At 30.6% G+C, this 14,206-nt stretch carries 13 protein-coding genes and 1 riboswitch; of the genes, 8 read left to right on the top strand and 5 right to left on the bottom strand.

Annotation, left to right across the window (positions count from 1 at the left end; translation table 11 throughout):
* Positions 1-3,285 (top strand): ATP-binding protein (locus tag JJE11_RS05180; protein WP_291633310.1); only part of this gene is annotated, 3,285 nt, incomplete at its 5' end.
* A 91-nt stretch (positions 3,286-3,376) separates the two neighbouring features.
* Here the strand turns inward: JJE11_RS05180 and JJE11_RS05175 are convergent.
* Together JJE11_RS05175 and JJE11_RS05170 are read right to left on the bottom strand one after the other, a co-directional pair.
* On the bottom strand, positions 3,377-3,985 hold the full coding sequence (locus tag JJE11_RS05175; RefSeq protein WP_291633308.1) for a TlpA disulfide reductase family protein: 609 nt from the start codon (positions 3,983-3,985) through the stop codon (positions 3,377-3,379).
* Positions 3,986-4,031: 46 nt separating this feature from the next.
* Entirely contained in the window at positions 4,032-4,736 is a 705-nt protein-coding gene (locus JJE11_RS05170) for a cytochrome c biogenesis CcdA family protein (protein ID WP_291633306.1), read from the bottom strand.
* Positions 4,737-5,057: 321 nt separating this feature from the next.
* Here JJE11_RS05170 and JJE11_RS05165 point away from each other — a divergent pair, with 321 nt between their 5' ends.
* Positions 5,058-5,963, top strand: coding sequence for a phosphatidylglycerol lysyltransferase domain-containing protein (locus JJE11_RS05165; RefSeq protein ID WP_291633304.1), 906 nt, complete (start codon positions 5,058-5,060; stop codon positions 5,961-5,963).
* Positions 5,964-6,085: 122 nt separating this feature from the next.
* The gene (locus tag JJE11_RS05160) at positions 6,086-6,634 is read left to right on the top strand and encodes a GNAT family protein (protein WP_291633312.1); all 549 of its coding nucleotides are present in this window, start codon (positions 6,086-6,088) and stop codon (positions 6,632-6,634) included.
* A gap of 117 nt (positions 6,635-6,751) precedes the next feature.
* On the opposite strand, the gene thiC is transcribed toward JJE11_RS05160, so the two are convergent.
* Positions 6,752-8,065 carry a phosphomethylpyrimidine synthase ThiC gene (gene thiC, locus JJE11_RS05155; RefSeq protein ID WP_291633302.1) on the bottom strand — a complete coding sequence of 438 codons (1,314 nt, stop codon included), beginning with the start codon at positions 8,063-8,065 and terminating at the stop codon, positions 6,752-6,754.
* Between the two features lie 73 nt (positions 8,066-8,138).
* A riboswitch (TPP riboswitch) is annotated at positions 8,139-8,245 on the bottom strand.
* 177 nt (positions 8,246-8,422) lie between these two features.
* Between thiC and pdxS the strand changes: the two genes are divergently transcribed.
* From pdxS to JJE11_RS05140, 3 genes are all read left to right on the top strand, one after another.
* A complete protein-coding gene (pdxS, locus tag JJE11_RS05150; protein WP_291633300.1) occupies positions 8,423-9,292 on the top strand; it encodes a pyridoxal 5'-phosphate synthase lyase subunit PdxS in 870 nt (289 codons plus the stop codon).
* 2 nt (positions 9,293-9,294) lie between these two features.
* Positions 9,295-9,861: a pyridoxal 5'-phosphate synthase glutaminase subunit PdxT gene (gene pdxT / locus JJE11_RS05145; protein WP_291633298.1), complete on the top strand. Its 567-nt coding sequence runs from the start codon at positions 9,295-9,297 to the stop codon at positions 9,859-9,861.
* A 133-nt stretch (positions 9,862-9,994) separates the two neighbouring features.
* On the top strand, positions 9,995-10,813 hold the full coding sequence (locus JJE11_RS05140) for an EFR1 family ferrodoxin (protein WP_291633295.1): 819 nt from the start codon (positions 9,995-9,997) through the stop codon (positions 10,811-10,813).
* A gap of 105 nt (positions 10,814-10,918) precedes the next feature.
* Here the strand turns inward: JJE11_RS05140 and JJE11_RS05135 are convergent, their stop codons facing one another.
* Together JJE11_RS05135 and JJE11_RS05130 are read right to left on the bottom strand one after the other, a co-directional pair.
* Positions 10,919-11,473 (bottom strand): sugar O-acetyltransferase, encoded by a 555-nt coding sequence (locus JJE11_RS05135; RefSeq protein WP_291633293.1) that lies wholly within the window; start codon positions 11,471-11,473, stop codon positions 10,919-10,921.
* 21 nt (positions 11,474-11,494) lie between these two features.
* Complete coding sequence (locus tag JJE11_RS05130; RefSeq protein ID WP_291633291.1) at positions 11,495-12,598, bottom strand: AI-2E family transporter; 1,104 nt, start codon at positions 12,596-12,598, stop codon at positions 11,495-11,497.
* A 310-nt stretch (positions 12,599-12,908) separates the two neighbouring features.
* Here JJE11_RS05130 and JJE11_RS05125 point away from each other — a divergent pair, with 310 nt between their 5' ends.
* Together JJE11_RS05125 and JJE11_RS05120 are read left to right on the top strand one after the other, a co-directional pair.
* Positions 12,909-13,505 (top strand): 50S ribosomal protein L25, encoded by a 597-nt coding sequence (locus JJE11_RS05125; RefSeq protein WP_291633289.1) that lies wholly within the window; start codon positions 12,909-12,911, stop codon positions 13,503-13,505.
* A 156-nt stretch (positions 13,506-13,661) separates the two neighbouring features.
* On the top strand, positions 13,662-13,955 hold the full coding sequence (locus JJE11_RS05120) for a hypothetical protein (RefSeq protein WP_291633287.1): 294 nt from the start codon (positions 13,662-13,664) through the stop codon (positions 13,953-13,955).
* Positions 13,956-14,206 lie beyond the last annotated feature (251 nt).

The raw sequence follows: 14,206 nt of genomic DNA, 5'->3' as shown, positions 1-14,206 counted from the left end.
TTGGCAGTAAAAGGGGTATTAGACTTAAGAAATTGGGATTTTAAAAAGGATGGTATGATAAAACTTAATGGGGGATGGGAATTTTATGATAATAAGTTACTTTCACCTAAGGATTTTAAAAGTGATTCATCAGAAACGACTAGGTATGAACAGCTACCAGGTATTTTTGGGAAGCAGGGATATTGTACATATAGATTGAAAGTACTTATAGATAATAAGGAGGACCTTTACTCAGTAAAGATAGATTTTATTCAAAGCGCATATGAACTTTGGGCTGGTAATAAATTAATAACCTCTGTTGGTCAAGTGGGCAAAACTAAAAATGAAATGATTCCACAATTAACACCAACTATAGGCTCATTTTATGTGGAAAATGGAGAAACATATTTGGTGCTTAGAGTTAGTAATTTTTATAATGAATATGGTTATATAGATACATTAGTACTCGGGGAATCAGCAGAAATTACTGCTATGAGAGAGAAAAAGATAGCATTAAGTTTATTTCTTTTTGGATGTACGGTCATGGCTGCTATATATAGTATTGGAGTGTTTATTAATAGAAGAAAGGAGAAGGCACAATTATATTTTGCAATGATTTGTGTGATTATTGCCATTAGAACATTATTTATTGGAGAAGGATTCTTGAGTTCATTATTACCCCACTTTAATTATTTTTTATCCGGCAGAATAAAAGTGTGGACCTTTTACAGTTACATTCCATTTATTATTTTGTTTATAGATAGTTCATATGAAAAAATCATGTCACATAAATTTGTTAAGATATCGAATTATATAGCTTGGGTATACACTCTAATTGTAATTTTTATGCCAATTAACTATTATTTATACTATATAGCACCATTTGAAGTGTTTGCACTTGTATCTATATTTTATATAATGTACAAAATTTTTAGAAGATCAATACACACCGAGGAAACTGATTACATAGTTATGGTAGGTCTGTTTGCTTTATTTGTTACAAGAATTAATGATATCATGTATGAGTACAGTATCATAATTACAGATTCATTTATATCATTAGGAACATTAATTTTTATTGTAGCCAATTACTATGTTTTAGCAAAGCAACAAGCTAAGGAGCTTTCGAATGTTGAGAATATTAGTGCTAAACTGAAATCTTTAAATGAATTAAAAGATGATTTTCTTGCTGTGACGTCACATGAGTTAAAAACTCCATTGAATGGAATTATTGGGTTAACTGAAGGGATTGTAAATAATAAAAGTGATAGTTTAGAGGGAGAACTTAGAGAGGACCTGTTTTTGGTCAATTCTAGTGCTAAAAGATTATCTAATTTAGTTGATGATATGATGACATTTGCAAAGCTTAAAAACAACGAAATTGTGTTGCATAGAAAACCTGTTAATATAAGTAATTTGGTGGAAATGGTAATGAAATTCAGTCAAATATCTCTTAACAATAAAAATGTTGTGTTTACAAATACAATAGATAAAAATACACCATATGTATTTGGAGATGAAGACAGAATACAACAAATTCTATATAATTTACTGAGTAATGCTATAAAATTTACTCTCGAAGGAGAGATAATATTATCCTATGCGGTAAAAAATTCTTTTATTGAGATTTATGTTACAGACACAGGAATAGGAATTCCACAAGATAAGCTTCATAAGATTTTCAATAGATATGGGCAGGTGGATGGGATTCCAGAAAAGTATGGCGGTACTGGAGTAGGGCTTTATATAACTAAAGAACTTATCCAAATACAGGGTGGAACTATAAGGGTTTCTTCAATTATGGGAAAAGGAAGTAAATTTATTTTTACTCTCCCACTTTGCACAGAGGAAGATCTATTGAGTAACCCACAGGAAAATCTTTATAGTAAAGATAATGAAGAGACATCAGAAGAGTCATATAACTACTCAAAGCATATAGAGTTAAAGCCAAATATAGAAAATATATCTATGGATCACGTTAGAAAAATTATTAATGAAAATACAAATTCAAGTAGCAAAGATAAATATAAAATTTTAATAGTTGATGATGAGTATGTGAATCTTAAGGTTCTCAAAAATTATCTGTCAAATGATACTTTTGAAGTTTTAGAGGCGCAAAGTGGTAGGGCAGCTTTGAGGCTTGTCGACGAGAATGTGGATTTAGATTTAGTAATTCTTGATATGATGATGCCAGATATTTTAGGGTATGAAGTATGTGAGATTATAAGGAAGAAACAATCTATTTTTGAGCTACCAGTGTTAATTATGACTGCAGATAGCAATCTAGAGCATTTAGTTACATCTTTTGAGTGCGGTGCAAATGATTATTTAAAGAAACCCTTTAATATGCATGAGCTAATGTGTCGAATAAACACTTTGATAACCTTAAAGCATTCAGTGAAACAAGCTTTATCTTTGGTACATGAGCTTGGAATAGCGAAAAATCAAGTTGAAGTCCTTAGCGTTCAAAGTGCTGAAGCTAGCGTCAGGGTTAAGGAACTTGAGGCATATGACAAGGTGAGAACGGATTTCTTTGCTAATTTGTCACATGAACTTAGAACTCCTCTAAATGTAATTTGTAGTACAATACAGTTAATAAAATCTCTTGATGGATCAAAGAACTTAGGTGACGAAAAGATAAAATATTATATTAATATAATGAATCAGAATTCGCTAAGATTACTAAGACTCATAAACAACATAATAGACACAACTAAAATAGAGGCAAATTACATAAGCCTTCAGTTAAAAAATGGTGATATAATTTATATTGTAGAGGAAATATCTCAATCTGTAGCTGAGTATATAAAAAATCATGGTATAACCCTTATATTTGATACAGATGTAGAAGAAAAAACAATTGCATTCGATGAAGAAAAAATAGAAAGAATTATGCTGAATTTACTATCCAATGCAGTAAAATTTACTGAGAAAAATGGAAGCATTCTAGTTAATATTTATGATAAAGGTGATTTTATTGAAATATCCATAAAAGATACAGGCATAGGAATTCCTAAAGATAAGTTAAAGTTTATTTTTGAACGTTTTGCACAAATTGATAAATCTACATCAAGGCATAATGAAGGAAGTGGGATAGGACTAGCATTAGTAAAGTCTCTTGTAGAAATGCATGGCGGTGAAATACATGTAAACAGTATCGAGGGAAAAGGAAGCGAATTTATTATAACGCTACCAGTTAGAATAGTTGATACAAAGCAAGAAGAAAATAATCTTAAAAATAGAGAGGTATTTGAAACAAACTATGAAGAAAATCTGTCAATAGAATTCTCAGATATATATAAATAGCCTTATTTTGTATCAATGATTAGATAAGTAAAAGCCCCTTAGAAAATTATTGCAAATTTTCTAAGGGGCTTTCTATATTATAAGAGATGTCTTATAATTTACTAATATTATCTTTCATTTCGGCTAGTGTCAAAGCACCGCTTATTTTTGAAACAATATTACCTTCCTTATCTATAAAATAGGAAGTTGGTATATATTGAATTGTATATTGATTAGCTACACTCTGATCTAAATCCAATAAAATTGGAAAAGTGTATTTATTGTCATCAATAAAGGATTTTGTTTGGATTTTCGTTTCACCAAGATTTACAGCTAGGATAACTAAATCAGATTCTTTTGTTTCATTATATAATTTTTCAATATCAGGCATTTCCGATTTGCAGGGACCGCACCAACTTGCCCAAAAGTTGAGATATACTTTTTTACCTTTAAAATCACTAAGGGATACTTCTTTTCCGTTTAAATCTTTAAGTTTAAAATCTTGTGCAGCTATTTTACTCGCCGCATCCTTTGTAGCTTCAATAGCTGGAACCTTTGCATCGGCAGAATCTTTTGCATTTTGGATTGCAATTTGTGCCTTAGCATCTTCTTGTGCAGCTATGGCGAGTTCCTCTGCTTTATTTTTATTGTAATTAGTTACAGAATAAATACTTATGCCAAACAGTAAAACAATAACTAGTGGCCATATTATTTTTTTCATTATTAATCCTCCAATAAGTTTAATTATTACATTAAGATGATTGTCGTTAAAAATTAAAAAAATTTAAGTAACGGCTTAAAATATTTACTTTATTTGTGAAAACCAAAACACCCATTGCAATTAGTAGTATTCCACTTATATTGGATATGATAGGCAAATATTTTGAAAGTGCATTTTTGTGCTTTGTAAAACTACCTATTGCAAGTGCAGTTAATATAAAAGGAACACCTAGACCTAAAGAATATACACTAAGCAGAAGGATACCTTTTCCTATGGTCTCAAAACTACTAGCATATATAAGGATAGAAGATAAAATTGGTCCTATGCAGGGGGTCCAACCAGCAGCAAATGCCATCCCCATAAGTATAGAGCCGAATTTGCCAGAAGCTTTATCAAAGGAAAAGAATCTTTTTTCTCTATAAAAGAATTTAATTTTTAATAAACCCATTGTGTGAAGACCGAATACTATCATTAGAGAACCACCAATTTTTCTAAAGGTGTTTTGATTTTTAATTAAAATCTTACCAAGAGAGGTTATAGAAGCGCCCATCAAAATAAAGATAATAGAAAAACCAATTACAAATCCAAAAGATTTATATAATATATTTAATTTTGCGTTTTTACTATCTAGCTCGTCAACTGTTGTTCCGGTTAAGTAACTAATATATGCTGGCACAAGTGGTAAAACACAGGGGGACAAAAAAGAAAGTAATCCTGCTGAAAAAGCTAGTATAAGCGAAATGTTGTCCAAGTATGCATCAACTCCTAGTCTATTAATACAGTGAAAATTATATTAAGGTAAATATCTAATATTTTTATATCATTGAATTATACCACAGTATTAAATCATATATTACTTATATATGTATTAGAATGCATTTATAGTTGGAAATGTGGTTAATATAAATACAGAATAGTAAGTTTCCTATTCATGTTATCATTTATAAGTATCTATTTGGTAACTATGGTTCATATAAGTATCTACTTGCAAAAAACAAACAAACAGTATAAAATTAAGAATGAATGTAAAAAATGATGATATTTATGGTTTATCCTAAGGGGAAAGGTTGAGATGATGATTTTTAAAAGACTTACAATAGAAGATAAGGATCTATTTGAAAAATTTATATATCCATATAAATTTCTAAGCTGTGAATATTCTTTTACAACTTTATATATATGGAGAGAGGCTTGTGATATTTGTTTTACTACTTATAATGGTGCTCTAATAATAAAGAAAAAGGATTTTGAGGGAAAATATTATTTTATGCAACCTTTTGGATATAGCAAGGAAAATATTAAAGAAATAATAGATGCACTAATGGATTATAAAACAGAAAATAATATGGAATACTTATTCAAAGATCTTGATGAAGGGTTTATGGAAGAAATAAGCAACATATATGATGATGTTAAGGGTATATGTATAAGGGAAGATAGAGATAATTTCGACTATTTATATGAGGCTGAAAAGCTTATAAAGCTTTCAGGCAAGAAGCTCCATGGGAAAAAGAATCATTACAATTCATTTATAAAGAATTATAATTATGAAGTTAAGGACATTAAAGAGGTAGAAGTAATAAGGGATGTAATAGCAGCTGCAGAAAAATGGTATGAAGGTAATAACGATGACTATATGCTTTATTACGAATTACAGGGAATAAAGGATGTTCTGGAGAATATGCAAATTGTTAATACTAAGGGTATAGCTGTGTATGTAGATAGAAAAATAGTAGCTTTTACTTTAGGGGAAAAATTAAATGATAATTTGGCTGTAATTCATATAGAAAAGGGAGATATGGATTATAGGGGAGTGTACAGCTTTATCAATAAAACTTTTGTTGATAGGTGTTTTAGTGATGTTAAGATAATTAATAGGGAGCAGGACTTAGGCATTGCAGGTCTAAGGAAATCTAAATTATCTTATCACCCTTTTAAACTCGAGAAAAAATATATCTTTGGTTTTTGTAACGGTTAATGTTAACGCCATCGAAGATGATGGTTACTAAGTTAGATTTATCAGAATAGACTAGCGCACTGCTGGTCTATTTTGTTGAATGTGCTGTATATATAACTTAAAATTAAAACTAGAGAGAAGGTATTAAAATGAAAAATCTTTTGGTTGGTGAAAAAATAAAGCTTACATCTATAAATGAAGAAGATGTTTTGGAATTTCAAAAGTGGTATAACGATGTATCATTTATGCGTAATTATGATATAGTAAGTGCAATCCCTAAAAATATGGAAGATGTAAAAGAGTTAGTTAGTGATATAAGAAAATCAAATACTGCCTACATTTTTGGCGTGAAAAATATTGAACAAAAGGGACTTGTTGGGGTTACAGGATTTGAAGATATATCTTGGAATAATGGTACTGCTTTAATATATATAGGAATTGGTGGAGAAAAAAATAGGGGATGTGGTTATGGTAAGGAAGCTCTTAAGTTAACTATAGAGTTTGGCTTTGAAGAACTAAATTTTCATAGAATACATCTTACTGTAATTGAATATAATGAGCCTGCAATAAGGCTATATGAGAAGATAGGATTTAAAAGAGAAGGGGTCTATAGAGAATTTCTTCATAGAGATGGGAAAAGGTATGATATGTATTTATATGGAATGCTGAGATCTGAGTGGGAACAGTTGTAAGCAAAAGAATAAATATATAAAACACAGTAGAGCAAGTATAAATCTACTGTGTTTTTGTTTCTTGTTATGTTGCTGTTTTTCGGCATTTAATAGTTGGATTGGATTGTGTTAGATAATTTATGAATCTTCTCTTAATATATTGAGATCCGTGCCTTGCATTATTTTATTCATAGTTCTCATTGAACACATTTTGCCACACATTGTGCAGCTATGTTCATGCTCTGGCATGGATTCTTTTCTATATCTTATAGCTTTCTCTGGATCAATAGCAAGTTCAAACATTCTCTTCCAATTAAGATTTTGCCTTGCAGTGCTCATTTCATTATCCAATGCGCGGCTACCTGGGATATTTTTTGCTATATCCCCAGCGTGAGCAGCAATTTTTGCAGCAATAATTCCTTCGCGTACATCATCAACATTTGGAAGCCTTAAATGTTCTGCTGGTGTTACATAGCAAAGGAAATCAGCTCCATAGCTTGCAGCCAAAGCGCCACCTATAGCACTAGTAATATGGTCATATCCAGGAGCAATATCTGTAACTATGGGTCCTAAGATATAAAAAGGTGCACCATGGCATAATTTTTTTGCGAGTAAAACATTTGCTTGTATCTCATTTATTGCCATGTGACCAGGTCCTTCTATAATAACTTGTACGTTTTTTGCCCAGGCCCTTAATGTTAATTCGCCAAGAACAATTAATTCATGGATTTGACAAGCGTCAGTTGCATCATTAATAGAGCCAGGTCTACAGGCATCCCCAAGGCTTATAGTTAAGTCATATTTTACGCAGATATCTAAAATTTCATCGAAATATTCATAAAAAGGATTTTCCTTTTGGTTTAATTCCATCCAAGCATATAGAAGAGATCCACCTCTTGATACTATATGAGTTATTCTCTTATTTCTTTTAAACACGTTTGCAGTTGCTATATTTAAACCAGCATGAATTGTTACAAAGTCAACTCCATCTTTTGCATGTTTTTCTACTACATCTATAAATTCTTTGGCTGTAATGTCTCGTAATTCTTTATCGTAAAAACCTAAGGCATCATATATTGGCACGGTACCTATCATAGCAGTAGAATCCGCAATAAGTCTTTTCCTAAATTCTTCTGTTTTCCCAAAAGAACTTAAATCCATTACAGCTTCAGCTTTCATATCTATGGATAACTGTACTTTTTTCATTTCCACATCAATATCATAGCAATCCTTTGAAATGCCTAGATTTACATTGATTTTTGTTTTTAAGCCTTCTCCGACTCCTTCTGGATTTAGTACTTTATGATTTTTATTTGCGGGTAAAACAACGGCGCCTCTTGCTATTTTCTCTCTTAAAATTTCTTCAGGCATATTTTCTTTTTTTGCAACGATTTTCATTTCTTTTGTTATAATACCTTTTTTTGCAGCATCCATTTGAGTTGTATACATCATATTATAATCCCCTTTGTAGTTATTTTTTTTATAAAATAAAAAAAAGCAAGCTCATAAAGAGCCTGCAACAAAAACATCGTTGTATAAAACTCCCTACGTTGGAATTACCCAAATCAGGTTATGAGGGTCAGTGATAATATCTCTTTCTCAGCTCATAAATGAGCTCCCCTTGTTTATTTTATTAAATTATTATTTGCCTTAAGTATAGTAGTAAACTAAATTGATGTAAAGCTTTTTTAATATTTCTGTATATATAGTAAGCGAACCCATACACTCGGAATTGTACCCATACATTGTTAAAATACTATAATGATATGGTATACTCTGCCTATTAAATAGGTATGGGGAGGTTTTATTATGGAAAGATATGAAATGAATAAAAATTTAGCTCAAATGTTAAAGGGCGGAGTAATTATGGATGTGGTGAATGTAGAACAGGCAATTATTGCCGAAAAGGCAGGCGCTTGCGCGGTAATGGCACTAGAGAGAGTGCCATCAGATATTAGAAAAGAGGGTGGCGTGGCTAGAATGTCTGACCCTAAAATGATTAAAGAAATAAAAGCAGCTGTAACTATTCCAGTAATGGCTAAAGGCAGGATAGGACATTTTGTTGAGGCTCAAATTCTTCAGGAGATAGGGGTAGATTTTATTGATGAGAGTGAAGTTTTGACTCCAGCAGATGAGCAGTATCATATAAATAAATGGGATTTTAAGGTTCCTTATGTTTGTGGAGCAAGAAATTTAGGAGAGGCACTAAGAAGAACTTCCGAAGGGGCTGCAATGATAAGAACAAAAGGTGAAGCAGGTACAGGAAATGTAGTAGAAGCTGTCAGGCACATGAGATGTATAATGGATGAAATTAGAAAAGTGAAAAATGCTCCAAAAGAAGAGCTAATGACAATTGCTAAAGATTTTGGTGCACCAATTAATTTAATTGAATATGTATGGAAAAATGGTAAACTTCCAGTAGTAAATTTTGCTGCAGGCGGAATAGCAACTCCAGCTGATGCAGCACTCATGATGCAACTCGGAGCAGAAGGAATTTTTGTAGGTTCAGCAATATTTAAAGCGGAAAACCCACAGGCGGTAGCAAAAGCTATAGTACTCGCAACTACATATTACAATAATCCGAAAGTTATAGCTGAAGCTTCAGAAAACCTTGGTAAATCAATGAGTGGCCTAGAAATAAGCGAAATTAAAGAGAAGTTTGCAGAAAGAGGATGGTAAAATTGAAAATTGGAGTTTTATCATTTCAGGGTGGTGTTATAGAGCATATAAATCACATTAATAAGATAGGACATGAGGCTGTAGAGATTAAGAATCTTGAAGATATTAATGGAATACAGGGAATTATTTTGCCAGGTGGTGAGAGCACGACAATAGGAAAAATTTTAAGGGAAAGCAAAATGCTTATCCCACTAAGAGAAAAAATCATTTCGGGATTACCTGTGTGGGGAACCTGTGCTGGTATGATACTACTTGCTAAATATATTGAAGGATCGCCAATTGAGCAACTTAAAGTTATGGACATAAAAGTAAAAAGAAATGCATACGGAAGTCAGATGGATAGTTTTAAAAGGAATGTTATGATCAGTGAGATTTCAAGTGAGCCTATACCGTTAGTTTTTATTCGAGGACCAGTAATTACGGAAGTTTTTAATGATGTTAAAATAATATGTACAGTTGATGATAAAATTGTAGCAGTAAAACAAAATAATATGCTTGCTACGGCTTTCCATCCAGAGCTTACGAGTAATTTAGAAGTTCATAAATATTTTCTAAATATGTGCAAATAAAACCCATGGCAAAAGAAAATAATTTTACAATTATACCATTACCACATACAAAATAATACAGTAATAGTAACAGAAAATATTGGTCTCATGTTTGCGTTGTGATATAATTATCTTGTATCACAGGAGGTATATTATGAATAAGAAAATTAATACAATGTATTTTAGTGCCACTGGTACAACTAAAAAAATAGTATGTGGAATAGCAAAGAAAATTACGCAGTGCATTGATAGAGAAATAATTACAAATAATATTGATTTTACATTGCCTGCGGCTCGGGAAAAAATAGTGTCTTTTTCGCATCAAGACGTCGTTATTATAGGAGTCCCAGTTTATGCAGGAAGAGTTCCTAATATATTAATAAAATATTTAAATTCTATTAGAGGCAATGGCGCATTAGCAATTCCTGTAGTTGTTTATGGAAATAGAAATTATGACGATTCACTATTAGAATTAAATGATATACTGGAGCTAGATGGATTTAAAGTTATTGGAGGAGGTGCATTTATAGGTGAACATGCATTCTCTAAAACTCTTGCGAAAAACAGGCCAGATGAAGAAGACATGGTTATTGCACGTGACTTTGCAAATAAAATGTATACGAAAATAACAAATGAAGATAACATTCAAACTGTAGTTATAAATGGGAATAAGCCTTATAGAAAACATTATATGCCTAAAAATAGAGACGGGATCGTAGTTGATATTAGAAAGGTTACTCCAAAAACAAATAGCAATTGTAATGATTGTAAAATTTGCGCTAATATATGTCCTATGGGTTCCATTGATTTTGAAGATGTATCCAGATTAAATGGAATTTGCATTAAATGTGGGGCTTGTATTAAAAAATGTCCAACAAACGCAAAGTATTATGATGATGAAAATTATTTAAGGCATAAACATGAATTAGAAGTTGATTACGTTTATCGAAGACAACCAGAATTATTTATATAAATTATATATAATTAACTATTAGTATCTTTTTCACTTGATAAACTAAAAACAAACAAAGTACAAGCTTTGTTTGTTTTTAGTTTATCAAGTGAATATTTAAATATCCTAATCAATGTTTTTTAGTATTTTACAAGGATTTCCTACAGCGACAACATTGGCTGGGATATCTTTTGTAACAACGCTACCAGATCCTATCACACTATTGTCTCCGATAGTTATACCAGGATTTATTATGGATCCACCACCAATCCATACATTATTCCCTATAGTTACAGCTTTTGTATAATCAGCTTTTTTTGGCCTTAACATAGGATCAACTAGGTGAGTTGCAGTATAAATACTTACATTAGGAGCGCATAATACATCATCTCCAATTTTGACAAGTCCATCATCTAAAATTAATAAATTGAAATTGGCATAGAAATTTTCTCCAATTTCAATATTGGTGCCATAATCACAAGTAAAAGGAGCCTCTATTTCAAAATTATCTCCTATTTTCCCAAATAGTTTTTTTAAAATACTTATTCTCTCCATTGTTTCCTCTGGGTCAGTATTATTATATAATTTTGTAATATGCCTAGCTTTATTTCTTAAAAGTACTAAATCTTTATCATAGGCATTATATATTTCACCATTTAGCATCTTTCGTTTTTCACACATTTTATACACTCCTTTGTAAATCTAGTGACTTTGTTTGTTTTTCAATCGTTCATTCATTAAATCTTCCAATAAGGTTTTTATTAATGCTATTGTAGGAACTCCAAGTAACATTCCAACTATTCCAAAAAGCCCTCCACCGAGAACAATTCCTAGAATTATAAGTAGTGGACTAAGGCCTACCTTATCCCCAATAATTTTTGGGGAAATGAACCATCCATCGATATTACTTAAGGTTGTAATAAGTAATACTATCTCTATAGATTTTATTGGATTAAAGAATAAGGTTATTATAACAGCAGGAAACATCCCCATAAGATTTCCAAAGTAAGGAATCATATTTGTTACCGCTATTACTAAACTAAAAGGTAGCGCATAAGGTATTTTTAATATCCAAAATCCAATAAAAGTAATAATACCAAAAAAAATGGAGTCAATTATTTTCCCTATAATATATTTGTTAAAAATAGTATTAACTGTTTTTCCTAAATTGAGCATTTTGATAGCCGCGGTCTCACTTAAAAAAGAAGAAATAAATTTTTTGAGATTGAAAATAATAGATTCTTTGTCAATTAAATAGTAAATTGAGATTACGATTCCTGACATTAATTTCATGAAAAAAGAACTTAAACCCATTAGATTATCAATTAAAAGTTGTAAACCTGGGGTAAAATATGTAGATATATCTTTATTAAAAGTAGTTAGGTAACTTTTGAAGTATGAAGTAGCATCAAGCTTATTTAACAGTTTATTTTCAGATAGGAAATCAGTTGACCAATTATATGCTTCATTTGCAAAGTGTGGAATATTATTGAATAAATCAACAACACTTTTAATAACATTCGGAGTAATCAAAGTGATTATTAAGAATATGATACCTATAAGTACTGTATAAATTATGCTTATACTATAAATTCTTTTTATTTTTGTTTTCTTTTCAATATATACCATAAGTGGATTAAGTAAATATGCTATAACGAAACCCCAAATAAAATAAATAAGTAAAGAATAAATTTTACGAAAAATATCACCTATATATTCAATATTATTTATTATTCTATAAATAATAAAAGTGATTATAATAATAGGGATAAGCTGTATATATGGAATTTTTTTATATTGGATCAATGTAATTCCTCCAATCGATATTTATATATATAAGTATATCAGTTAAAAAGCATTAAATGAAGAGTTTTATTAGCAAGGAGCCAACTTATAGCTACGCCCTTGCTAATATGTGCTATAATGTAATTATGTTTTAATTACTAGTGTTACGTTTTAATGTTTATAATTATTTAACTTGAATTTTTAGGTGTTGTTGGTAGAAAATAGACTGTTTTAAAATTCAACTCAAATTTAACTGAAAATTATTATATGTAACATATGTATGTAAAATAATAAACAGAAAGGCTTTATAAGCCAAGAGGAGCGAATTATTATGGAAAAAGCTATTTTGAATACATTCGAAAGAATAACAGGAAATAAAAAATTTAAAGAAGACGGATTTATTGCAGGTGTAATTTATGGCGATAGCGTTAAGGAAGCAATGTCTATAAAGGTTGAAGAATTAGAACTAAGAAATATACTTGGGAAACATGGTTCTAATGCGAAAGTATGGGTTAAATACGGAGAGGATAAAAAATTTGGATTTATAAAAGCAATTCAAAGACATCCTGTATCAGCAAAAATCAATCATGTAGATATACAACTTGTTTCACAAGAACATGAAATAAAGTTACAATTACCTCTTTATTTCAAGGGTGAGGAAAAAGTTATAGATAATTTACTTCAGTTACAGGTTCATAAATCTGAGATAGATGTTTTTGGTAGCATGAATCTAATGCCTGATTCAGTAAGCATTGATGTATCAGAAAAAAAACTTGGAGATACAATTACAATAAACGACTTTGATTTAGATGCGAAAATAAAAATTACAGATGATGCAGATCAAGTCTACGCAGCTATAATAGCATTGAAAGAACAAGCTGAAGAAGATACTGAAGCAGTTATTGCTGAACCTACAGTAGAGGCTTAATAAAATAAAAATTATCTACTACATATAAGATGGTTTATAATAGTATTGATGAAAACTACGGTTTCATCAATACTATTATTTTTGTGCCTTTTTTATAATATATCTTTGGTGAAAAGTGTTATACTTTAATAGGGTTAGAGTTAGGAGGCAAAAAAAATGGCGAATATATTGAAATACTCAAAAAAACAATTAGAGAAAACACTTAAAAATTTCGTAAAGAAGGAAAACATAGTTTCGGATGACGAATCTGAGTGGATAAGAATCATAAACGATTTTATATATGATTTTGAACTGAAGTCTGAAGTTAATGAGGAAGGTAAACTTTCAATAACAACTAACAAGGAAGAACAAGTTGTTATTGAAAAGATGATGCTTGCACTTGAAGGTTCAAAAACTTCCTTGACTTATATTTTTGATGGTAATATTACGTATGTAGAAGAGGATGTTTAGACATATGTTATACTCATAATAACTGAGGTAGTTATGACAGATAATTGAAACATAAAGGGAAGCCCATCAATTTTGGGCTTCCCTTAAAAATTATTTTTTAGCATTACCTTTATTTGTTGCTGATTGATTATTTAATTTCTTTGTTTCATTTAAAGAAGCATCACTGGTGCTACTAGATATATTAGGTATGTTAGACATACTAGACATACCAGCATTCGAAGTACTACTAGTGCCTGAATTTGAAGCTGATT

Origin of the sequence: Clostridium sp. (assembly GCF_016650095.1) — a bacterium.
GTDB lineage: Bacteria > Bacillota > Clostridia > Clostridiales > Clostridiaceae > Clostridium_AD.
This window is presented reverse-complemented; position numbering and strand designations above follow the sequence as displayed.

Coding starts and splice junctions, on each gene's coding strand:
- JJE11_RS05165 (WP_291633304.1), top strand. CDS start 5,058: ATGATGATTTTTAAAAGACTTACAATAGAAGATAAGGATCTATTTGAA.
- JJE11_RS05120 (WP_291633287.1), top strand. CDS start 13,662: ATGGCGAATATATTGAAATACTCAAAAAAACAATTAGAGAAAACACTT.
- JJE11_RS05140 (WP_291633295.1), top strand. CDS start 9,995: ATGAATAAGAAAATTAATACAATGTATTTTAGTGCCACTGGTACAACT.
- JJE11_RS05135 (WP_291633293.1), bottom strand. CDS start 11,473: ATGTGTGAAAAACGAAAGATGCTAAATGGTGAAATATATAATGCCTAT.
- pdxS (WP_291633300.1), top strand. CDS start 8,423: ATGGAAAGATATGAAATGAATAAAAATTTAGCTCAAATGTTAAAGGGC.
- JJE11_RS05125 (WP_291633289.1), top strand. CDS start 12,909: ATGGAAAAAGCTATTTTGAATACATTCGAAAGAATAACAGGAAATAAA.
- thiC (WP_291633302.1), bottom strand. CDS start 8,065: ATGATGTATACAACTCAAATGGATGCTGCAAAAAAAGGTATTATAACA.
- JJE11_RS05175 (WP_291633308.1), bottom strand. CDS start 3,985: ATGAAAAAAATAATATGGCCACTAGTTATTGTTTTACTGTTTGGCATA.